Raw genomic sequence first — 8,391 nt, 5'->3', positions numbered from 1 at the left:
CGGCCACCCCCTCCCCCGTACCCTCGCCGGTGCGCACCGCGGCCCCGTCCCCCGTACCGGCCACTCCCACCCCGGTGCCGGCACCGGCACACGCGCAGCCGAGCCCCCTACCCTCCCCTCCCGCACACGCGACCCCGAGCCACGTGCCCGCACCGAAGCGGCACGGGCACGTCCCGCACCACGGTCCCGCCGCACCGGCGCCGGTTCCGCAGCACCACTGAGCACCACCGAGTCAGGTACCGGAAGCGGGCCGGCGTCCCTCGGCGCCCCGCTTCCGGTTCCGGGAGCCCCATGACGACAGCCACAGCACCGGCGGCCCTGCCCTGGGACCGGGCCGGCGCCCCGGAACATCCCGCACCCTGGCGACGGTTCGGACGGGCGCTGCGGACGCGTCTGCTCGCCCGCGCCCGTACGGACACACCCACCGGCCCGGCAGGACCCGGTACGGGCACCGGCACCGCCGCGGTCGCCATGTCTGGCCCCGAACAGCCGACCGGGATCGAGGAGTTGTACCACCATCGCCGGCTCTCCCTGGTCCGGCTGGCGGTGCTGCTGGTGGACGACCTGCCCACGGCCGAGGACGTCGTCCAGGACGCCTTCACCGCGCTCTTCCGCCGGCACGGTCACCGGCTCGCCTCGCTAGACGACCCGGAGGCGTACCTGAGGACCAGCGTGGTCAACGGGGCCCGCTCGGTGCTGCGCCGGCGCAGGACGGTACGGGCGCACACCCCCGCCCCCGAACAGCACGCGCCCGCCCCGGAGGAGGACGTGCTGCTGCACGAGGACCACCGGGAGGTGCTGGCGGCGCTGCGCACGCTGACCCGGCGGCAGCGGGAGGTACTGGTGCTGCGTTACTGGTCGCACCTGAGCGAGGCCGAGATCGCGGCGACGCTCGGTCTGTCGCGGGGTGCCGTCAAGTCCACGGCCAGCAGGGCCCTGGACGCTCTCGGCCGGCGTCTGGAGGTGCTGCGATGAACGAGTCCGGTACCGGTACCGCGTGGACGCCGGTCGAGGAGCGGCTGCGGTCCGCGCTGGCCGCGCGGGCCCACTCCGTCGGCCCCGCCGACCTGCGGCCCCTGCGCCCGCCGACGGCGGCACGGTCCCGCCGGGTACTGCTGCGCCGGGCCGTCGTGGGCGCGCTGGTGCTGGCGGCGGTGGCCGCGCTGGTGTTCTTCACCGTGCGCGACGGCACGTCCCGCCCGGCCGAACCGGCCCGCGTCCCGCGTCCGACGATCGGCACCCCGTCCCCGGTACCGAGCACGGTCACCCCGTCCACGGCCGAGCCGTCGCCGAGCGCACCGCACCCGTGACTCCGGCGCCGTCAGCGGGCGACGCGGCGAGCCGGGATGGTCGGCCACGGCCTGCCCAGGGCCCGCCGGAGACAAGTCAGCCGATTGACCCGGCCACGCAAAATAGGTGTTTCCGCACTCACCGGTAGGACGCCGGCCCCGCTAGGTTGGGCGGCATGAGCAATCTTGACCGCGCGCCCGTGCCCAGTGTCTGCGGCGGTCGCGGATTCGTCGTCGCCGAGCCCGTCCGCGAACTGCTGAGCCCGCGTCAGGTGAGGCTGGGCGAGTCGACCGAGGTACGCCGGCTGCTGCCGAACCTCGGACGTCGCATGATCGGCGCGTGGGCCTTCGTCGACCACTACGGCCCGGACGACATCGCCGACGAACCCGGGATGCAGGTCCCGCCGCATCCGCACATCGGGCTGCAGACGGTGAGCTGGCTGCACGAGGGCGAGGTGCTGCACCGCGACTCGACGGGCAGCCTGCAGACGATCGGGCCCCGGCAGCTGGGCCTGATGACCTCGGGCCGCGCGATCAGCCACTCCGAGGAGAGCCCGCGCCCGCACGCCCGCTTCCTGCACGGCGCCCAGCTGTGGGTCGCGCTGCCCGACGAACACCGCCACACCGACCCGAGGTTCGAGTACCACCCGGACCTGCCGACGGTCACCGCGCCCGGCCTGACCGCCACGGTGATCCTGGGCGCCCTCGACGGCTCCGCCTCGCCCGGTACGACGTACACCCCGATCGTCGGCGCCGACCTCGCCCTCACCCGGGGCGCCGACGTACGCCTGCCCTTGGAGCCCGACTTCGAGTACGGCGTCCTGGCCATGTCCGGAGAGGTCCACGTGGACGGCGTACCGGTGCTCCCCGGTTCCCTGCTCTACCTCGGCTGCGGCCGCTCCGAACTCCCGCTGCGCGCCGAGTCGGACGCCGCAATCATGCTCCTGGGCGGCGAGCCGTTCGCGGAGGAGCTGGTCATGTGGTGGAACTTCGTCGCCCGCTCCCAGGACGAGGTCGTACAGGCCCGCGAGGACTGGATGAAGGGCACCCGGTTCGGCGAGGTGAAGGGCTACGACGGTGCTCCGCTGCCAGCACCCGAGCTGCCGCCGGTGCCGTTGAAACCGCGCGGAAGGGTGCGCTGACCTGGGAAAACTCGGATTTGCGGTCCAGGGCATTCGAGACCGTCTCTTCGCCTGTCGTCCCACGACGATCGCTGGTGGCGCGGCCCTTGAATGCGGCCTCGGGGACGGCTCCGAGGCCGCCCGCGCTTCCGGAGCTCTTCGCCCCTGTGATGGGGGCGTGACCGGCCAGACCACGGACAGTCGGGCGGGACCCCGACCGCGCGGTACGCGGAGGTCCTGCGATGGGGCCACGGCCTGGCAGGCCACGGAGACCGGATGGCGGGAGGGCAGCTCGACACGGAGACGGTCGCCCCTGCGGTTTGGCCGTCGGGGTGACACAGGAGCGGGGGTGGGTGGCCGACGGTGGCCAGCCGGGCGCGGTGGTGCTCAAGCAGGCGCCGTGCCCTTCACTGTCCGGGCGGTACCAGTCACTGCAGAAACAGCGTGTACCCCTTGTCTTCGGGTACAGCGATTGAATGAGGATTGCCTTGGCAGCATGCGGAACTCACTGAAAGCGATGTGTTCGTGACCCGTCTCGACGACTCCGGCGGCGACCGTGTGGAGGGACCGGGCGATAGCCCGGACACAGTCGCGCTGGAGATCGCCGATGCCGTGGAGAGTCTGACGAACCTGTGGTCGCTGGCTGCGCAGGAGTCGGCCCTGCGCCTGTCTCTGCACCAGCTGCGGGCTCTGCGTGCGCTTGAGGCGGCACCGGATCTGAATCTCACCGGATTGGCAGAGCGGCTGGACATAGGACTTCCCACGGCCAGCCGGCTCTGCGACCGACTGGAGGCGGCGGGGATGCTGGAGCGTAAGCTGCATCCGGAGAAGCGCCGCGAGGTCCGGCTGAGTCTCACCGTGCAGGGGCGCCGTGTGCTGGACGATGTGGCGGAGCGGCGGACCCAGGCTCTGACGGTTGCACTGAGGGCCATGGAGCCGGCGGAACGGTCAGCGCTGAGCCGTGGGATGCAGGCGTTTTTCGCCGCTCGGAGTGGGGCGCTGCCTCCGGCCGAGCCACCGGACGCGCGGTGAGGGTCAGGCGCCTTCCGGGGTGAGCGGTGCTCTCTCGGCGGCTCTGCCGGTCCAGTCGAGGCAGACGACCGCGGCATCGGAGGTGAGGTCCTTGCTGCCGAAGTGTTCGATCAGGCCGGCGACGACCGCCCGCGCCGTCTCGTGCGGCGGGGTCTGGCGGGTCGCGCTCAGGATCTGGCGCAGGGCGCGTTCCCCGAAGATGTCTCCGGTCGCCGAGCGGGTGCCGTGCACGCCGGTGCTGATGGCGACGAGGCGGTCCCCGGGTTCCACCTGGAAGGTCTGCTCCTCGTACGGGGTCTCCTCGAACATGCCCAGTGGGAGCTGCGCTTCCAACTCGATCAGATCGATGCCGGTGGCCCGCAGGCGGTACAGCTGGGGGGAGCCGGCGTCGACAGCGCGCACGGTTCCGGTGTCCAGGTCGAAGCGGAGCAGCAGCGTCGAGGCGTACACCTTGCCGCCGTACGTGGCGTACACGGCCTGGTCTGCCAGGGCGGCCTGGTCGGCGAGGCCGATACCGGCGCGGCGGGCGTTGCGCAGGGCGCTCACCGCGAGGTTGGTGAGCAGCGAGGCGTCGATGCCCTGGCCCATGCCGTCGGTGACAGTGAGGGTGAGATGGTCGGCGCTGGTGGACCAGTCGAAGTTGTCGCCGCCGACGGCGTAAGCCGGCTCCAGGTGGGCCCCGATCGTGTACTCCCGGCGTGCACAGCCGCTCCCCGGCAGGAGCTGCCACTGCATCTCGGCGGCGAGGGTGAGGCGGCGGGTACGACGGGCCTGCAGGTACAGGTCGGTGTCCCGACCGGCGGTGGCGACCTCGTGGCCGAGCGCTGTGGCGAACTCGCCGAGCCTGAGCACGGTGGCCGGGTCCGCGGAGGTGGCGGGTACGCGGATGGAGAGGATGCCGAGCCGGTCACCGCGGACGGTGATGGGCAAGTGGACCCGTTCCATGGTCGTGTCGGGGATGACCTCGACCACCGGTCTCTGGGTGGTGAACGCGGTGCCGGCGGGGCCGTCGTGCGCGGAGACCGGCTCGCCGGTGTGTGGCAGGTGTGTGACGGGTTGCAGCACTGTCAGACCGTAGTCGGCCAGGAGCAGTGTGACGTCCCGTGCGCCGAAGCCCTCGGCCAGGAGGGATCCGGCGGTGGCGACCAGCGCGTGGGGCGGGACGGCGCGCAGTCGGCTCTCCGCGGACGAGAACGGTTCAAAGGCATTCACGGCGTCCACCCTCTCCCCTTGTGGCCTCCACGCTATCGCGGTGAAGGCTGGATCCGGACCGGTCGGACAGGACCACGGCCAGCCGCTGCAGGGATTCGTTACCGACTGTGTCCGGCATCGCTTGCGGCGTGGTGCGGCACAGCAGGAGGCAGACGTCGTCGTCGCGTTCGGAGTCGTGCACCAATGGCTTGAGGAGTGACTCGGCGCAGGTTTCGAGATCTTCCAGGTCGGACTCGCTCAAAGCGGCCAGGGTGCGGCTGAGCAGCTCGATACCCGGATCGAGCCCGTGGGCACGCCGTTCCACCAGGCCGTCGGTGTACAGGACGAGCATCGAACCGGGCGGCAGTTCGGCCGTGTGGTCTTCGTATGCGTAGGGCAGGGGGACGCCCAGCATGAGACCGGGTTTGGTGTCCAGGATTCGTACGCTGCCGTCGGGCGCGCGGACAACGGCCGGCGGGTGTCCGGCTGCGGCCCACGCGACCTGTGGGTCGCCGGGCCGGAAGCGGGCGATCATGGCGGTTGCGTACAGGTTCGGCTGCAGGTGGCGCAGCATGCGGTGCAAGCGGGTCAGGATCTGTGCGGGGCTGTCGTTCTCTACGGCGTAGACGCGCAGAGCGGTACGCAGCTGGCCCATGATCACGGCGGCGTTCAGCCCGTGTCCGGTGACGTCTCCTATGACCGTCAGCAGGCTGCCGTCGGGCTGGGGAAACGCGTCGTACCAGTCGCCGCCGATGTTGAGCCCGCGGGTGGCGGGCAGGTAGCGGGCGGCCAGCCGGAGGCCGTCAGCGGTGGGCAGGTCGGTGAGCTGAGCGCGTTGCAAGGCCTCGGCGGTCTCCCGGTGCTGCTCGTATCGGAGGGCGTGGTCCAGGGCGATGGCGGTGCGGCGGGCCAGTTCGACCAGCATGACGCTGGTGTCCGCGTCGAAGCGGTCACCGTAGCGAGTGAGTGTCAGCACGCCCAGGCTCCGGCGCACGGTGAGGGGGATGCTGAGAACGGGCCCGGTGGGGTTCAGTGCGGAGGGCGGAAGGTCGTCGATACCCGGGAGCTCCCCTGGGTACGGTGCCGCGTGGTGAGGGCGGTCGGTGCGAGCGGCGGCCACCGCGGCGGCTGAGTGAGCACCGTTCCCGGCCGCCTGCTCGTCGTCGAAGATCCAGACGTCGACGTGGCTGGCGTACTCGGGGACCAGCAACTCGGGAAGCCGGCGCAGGATGTCCCTGTGGTCGAGGGACGCGGTCACGGCCGCGCTGGCGTCGGCGAGGAAGGTCAGCAGGCGCCGTGCCTTCTCCGCCTCGCCGCGCGCGGTCCGTTCGGCTTCGAGTAGTTCCCGCTGGGTGAGCACGGCAGCGTCCAGTTCGGCGTGAAGGGCGAAGACCCCCTGGTTGGTCTGGTGCAGTTCCTCGCGGTGGACGCCCAGCAGCCTTTCCGTCTCATCCAGCCTCGCCAGGATCGCCGCGGTCTCCTCGTCCGCCGAGAGGACGGCCTCGACAGGGTTGTCGTCCAGGGCTGCCAGGCCCGGCACGTTCTCCGTCACGGGGCCGGGGCAGGCGAGAGTGAGCTGCCAGGGCGGCATCGGGTCGTATATCGGCGGGGTAGGTCGTACGACGGCCCGGACGTGCCCGGCGCGGTCAGGGCCGGTCCGCCGGACGGTGAGGGTGAGTTCCGCACCACCTTGGCCGAGAGATTGGCGAAGCCGTGCTGTGAGCTCGGTGAGGAAGCGGGCCCGCTCGACCTCGGGCGCGCCCAGGGCGGCCGTGAGGCGCGCAGCGAAGATCCGGGCGCGAGCGGCTTCCGCGGCCGAGGTGATCTTCCGAACCTCAGGCGTGATCATGGGTGCCGGTCCGCAGGGTCGGAGGCCAGGACGGCCACGCTGGTGTCGTCGCGCACGGGGCTGGCGGCGCTGTTGGCATCCCGCAGGATGGTTGCGGCCACCACCGCCGGATCTTGAGCGAGGAGACCGGGATCATCGGGGGGCACCCACCGGCTGGGCAATCCGTCGCTGTGCAGGACGAGCAGGCTGCCCGGCTTCCAGGACCGTCGCTGTACGGGCACCGTCGCCGGGAACTGGGCGCCGACGATGCCAGGGTGGGAGACAAGGTGCTGCCATGAGCCCGCGGTGTACAACCGGGCGCCGATGTTCCCGACCCCGGTGAACGTGAGTTCCGCGCTGTCCAGGTCCAACTGAGCCACGGCGACGGCCGCCCCGCGCGTAGGCCGCAGGGCCGGGTGCATCTGGCGCAGGATCTCCGCGGGCGGCAGGTGCGCAGTGCGGTGCAGTGCGTCGACCGCCGCGTTGGACGCGTGCGCGGCCTTGGCGCCGTGGCCCAGGCCGTCGGCGAGCATCAGGGTCGGACGAGAGCCCCGGCGGACGAAGCTCCAGGCATCTCCGGAGTGCTCGGCCTGTGCCAGCGGTACGTTGATCCCTCCTACGGTCGGGCCCGGTTGCCCGTTTCCAGGCCCGGTGGTGCCGGGCGCCTGGTCGATCCGGGCCACGGCAACGGTGCCCCGGTGCGTGCTGTACAGGTCGAACGCGCTGGATATGCGCAGGCAGGTGCCCAGACCGGCACCGAGCGACGCCTCGCTGGTGGTGTAGCCGTCACGCATCGCCGCGCTGACATCGTGAATGCCGGAGCCGTGGTCGAGAGCGGTGAGCTGCACCACCGGAGCGCGGGTCTCCTCCCGCACTCGGTCGACCAGGCCGATCACCATGCGGCCGCCGTTGGCATGCTTGAGCAGGTTGGTGGCCAGCTCGGTGGCCACCAGAGCGGCGACCGCGGTGCGGTGCGGGTCGAGGCCGGCCAGGAGGCTGGCCTCCTCGGCCGCCACACGGACATCCCTTACACGCGTGGAGTCGTGCACCGGAACGTCCCAAACGCGCGTCATCACGCCCCCAGGCGAGCTGCGGGTACGCCTGTAGCCCAGGCGATGATGTTGACTGTGGTGCCCCGGCCGGGTTCGGTGTCGATCTCGAACTCGTTCACGAGGCGTTTGGCGCCGCTCAGCCCGAGCCCCAAGCCTCCGCCGGTGGTGTATCCATCGGTCATGGCCAGCTGGACATCACGGATTCCTGGGCCGGTGTCAACGAAGGAGAGGCGCAGACCACGGGTCACACCTTGGACGAGCGAACTGATCTTCACGTGCCCGCCGCCACCGTGGACCAGGGTGTTGCGGGCCAGTTCGCTGGCCGCGGTGACCACTTTCGTCTGCTGCACCAGACCGAAGCCGAGTTCGGCGGCGGACTGGCGTACCTGCTGACGGACCCATGCGAGGTCCGCGTCCGAACCGATCGACAGACGCGTCACCGTGGCGGGGTCGGAGTCCGGCATCACGTCCCCCTCTCGCGCCTGTTGGATGCGCTCGGCGGGGACGGCTGCGTGAGCAGTTCCAGTGCGCGTTCGACATCGAGGGCGGTGGCCAGGCCGGGCAGGGTGAGGCCCAACTCGACCAGCGTGATCGCCACGGCCGGTCGCATGCCGGCCAGGACGGTGCGGGCCGCCAGCAGGCTGGCGCCGGCGGCGATCTCGGCGAGAACGCGTCCCAGGAAGGAGTCGACGATCTCCACTCCGGAGATGTCGATGACCACACCGCTGGCCTTGCTTTGGGCGATTCGGTGGGCGATGTCGTGCTGGAGCTGTTCGGCCAGGCTGTCGTGCAGCTCGCCCTGGAGGCTGACCAGCAGGGTCTCCCCCAGTGCCAGGACCGGCACCGCGGTTGCGCGGTCCGGGATGCGAGCGGTCACG

General features: G+C 71.5%; 9 protein-coding genes. 4 read left to right on the top strand and 5 right to left on the bottom strand.

The annotated features are described in order from the left end of the window. The first annotated feature begins 291 nt into the window (after nt 1-291). The 4 genes from IO33_RS0132400 to IO33_RS0132385 all read left to right on the top strand — a co-directional run bounded on the left by IO33_RS0132400 (nt 292) and on the right by IO33_RS0132385 (nt 3,442). The gene (locus tag IO33_RS0132400; RefSeq protein WP_031171611.1) at nt 292-975 is read left to right on the top strand and encodes a SigE family RNA polymerase sigma factor; all 684 of its coding nucleotides are present in this window, start codon (nt 292-294) and stop codon (nt 973-975) included. Next, the gene (locus IO33_RS0132395) at nt 972-1,310 is read left to right on the top strand and encodes a hypothetical protein (protein ID WP_031171610.1); all 339 of its coding nucleotides are present in this window, start codon (nt 972-974) and stop codon (nt 1,308-1,310) included. Before IO33_RS0132400 ends, IO33_RS0132395 begins: the two co-directional genes overlap by 4 nt. 155 nt (nt 1,311-1,465) lie before the next feature. Continuing rightward, entirely contained in the window at nt 1,466-2,431 is a 966-nt protein-coding gene (locus IO33_RS0132390; protein ID WP_031171608.1) for a pirin family protein, read from the top strand. Nucleotides 2,432-2,935: 504 nt separating this feature from the next. After that, on the top strand, nt 2,936-3,442 hold the full coding sequence (locus IO33_RS0132385; protein ID WP_037686544.1) for a MarR family winged helix-turn-helix transcriptional regulator: 507 nt from the start codon (nt 2,936-2,938) through the stop codon (nt 3,440-3,442). Nucleotides 3,443-3,445: 3 nt separating this feature from the next. Here the strand turns inward: IO33_RS0132385 and IO33_RS0132380 are convergent, their stop codons facing one another. From IO33_RS0132380 to IO33_RS0132360, 5 genes are read right to left on the bottom strand one after another with little or no spacing between them, the layout of a single operon-like run. Further along, nucleotides 3,446-4,663 (bottom strand): PP2C family protein-serine/threonine phosphatase, encoded by a 1,218-nt coding sequence (locus IO33_RS0132380; protein WP_031171604.1) that lies wholly within the window; start codon nt 4,661-4,663, stop codon nt 3,446-3,448. Beyond that, on the bottom strand, nt 4,641-6,482 hold the full coding sequence (locus IO33_RS0132375) for a PP2C family protein-serine/threonine phosphatase (protein WP_031171602.1): 1,842 nt from the start codon (nt 6,480-6,482) through the stop codon (nt 4,641-4,643). The genes IO33_RS0132380 and IO33_RS0132375 overlap by 23 nt, the downstream gene beginning before the upstream one ends. Then, nucleotides 6,479-7,534, bottom strand: coding sequence for a SpoIIE family protein phosphatase (locus IO33_RS0132370; RefSeq protein ID WP_031171600.1), 1,056 nt, complete (start codon nt 7,532-7,534; stop codon nt 6,479-6,481). The genes IO33_RS0132375 and IO33_RS0132370 overlap by 4 nt, the downstream gene beginning before the upstream one ends. Next, nucleotides 7,534-7,977 (bottom strand): ATP-binding protein, encoded by a 444-nt coding sequence (locus tag IO33_RS0132365; RefSeq protein WP_031171598.1) that lies wholly within the window; start codon nt 7,975-7,977, stop codon nt 7,534-7,536. The genes IO33_RS0132370 and IO33_RS0132365 overlap by 1 nt, the downstream gene beginning before the upstream one ends. After that, the gene (locus IO33_RS0132360; RefSeq protein WP_031171597.1) at nt 7,977-8,390 is read right to left on the bottom strand and encodes an STAS domain-containing protein; all 414 of its coding nucleotides are present in this window, start codon (nt 8,388-8,390) and stop codon (nt 7,977-7,979) included. Before IO33_RS0132360 ends, IO33_RS0132365 begins: the two co-directional genes overlap by 1 nt. Between the last annotated feature and the right edge of the window lies 1 nt (nt 8,391).

It is taken from the genome of Streptomyces durhamensis (assembly GCF_000725475.1).
In the GTDB taxonomy this organism is placed as follows: Bacteria; Actinomycetota; Actinomycetes; order Streptomycetales; family Streptomycetaceae; genus Streptomyces; species Streptomyces filipinensis.
Note: the sequence above shows the minus strand (reverse complement) of the source record. Positions and strands in the feature narration are given on the sequence as shown.

Bases quoted from the DNA above. Each gene is read 5' to 3' on its own strand.
- IO33_RS0132400 (WP_031171611.1), top strand. From the start codon at position 292: ATGACGACAGCCACAGCACCGGCGGCCCTGCCCTGGGACCGGGCCGGC.
- IO33_RS0132395 (WP_031171610.1), top strand. From the start codon at position 972: ATGAACGAGTCCGGTACCGGTACCGCGTGGACGCCGGTCGAGGAGCGG.
- IO33_RS0132390 (WP_031171608.1), top strand. From the start codon at position 1,466: ATGAGCAATCTTGACCGCGCGCCCGTGCCCAGTGTCTGCGGCGGTCGC.
- IO33_RS0132375 (WP_031171602.1), bottom strand. From the start codon at position 6,482: ATGATCACGCCTGAGGTTCGGAAGATCACCTCGGCCGCGGAAGCCGCT.
- IO33_RS0132370 (WP_031171600.1), bottom strand. From the start codon at position 7,534: ATGACGCGCGTTTGGGACGTTCCGGTGCACGACTCCACGCGTGTAAGG.
- IO33_RS0132365 (WP_031171598.1), bottom strand. From the start codon at position 7,977: ATGCCGGACTCCGACCCCGCCACGGTGACGCGTCTGTCGATCGGTTCG.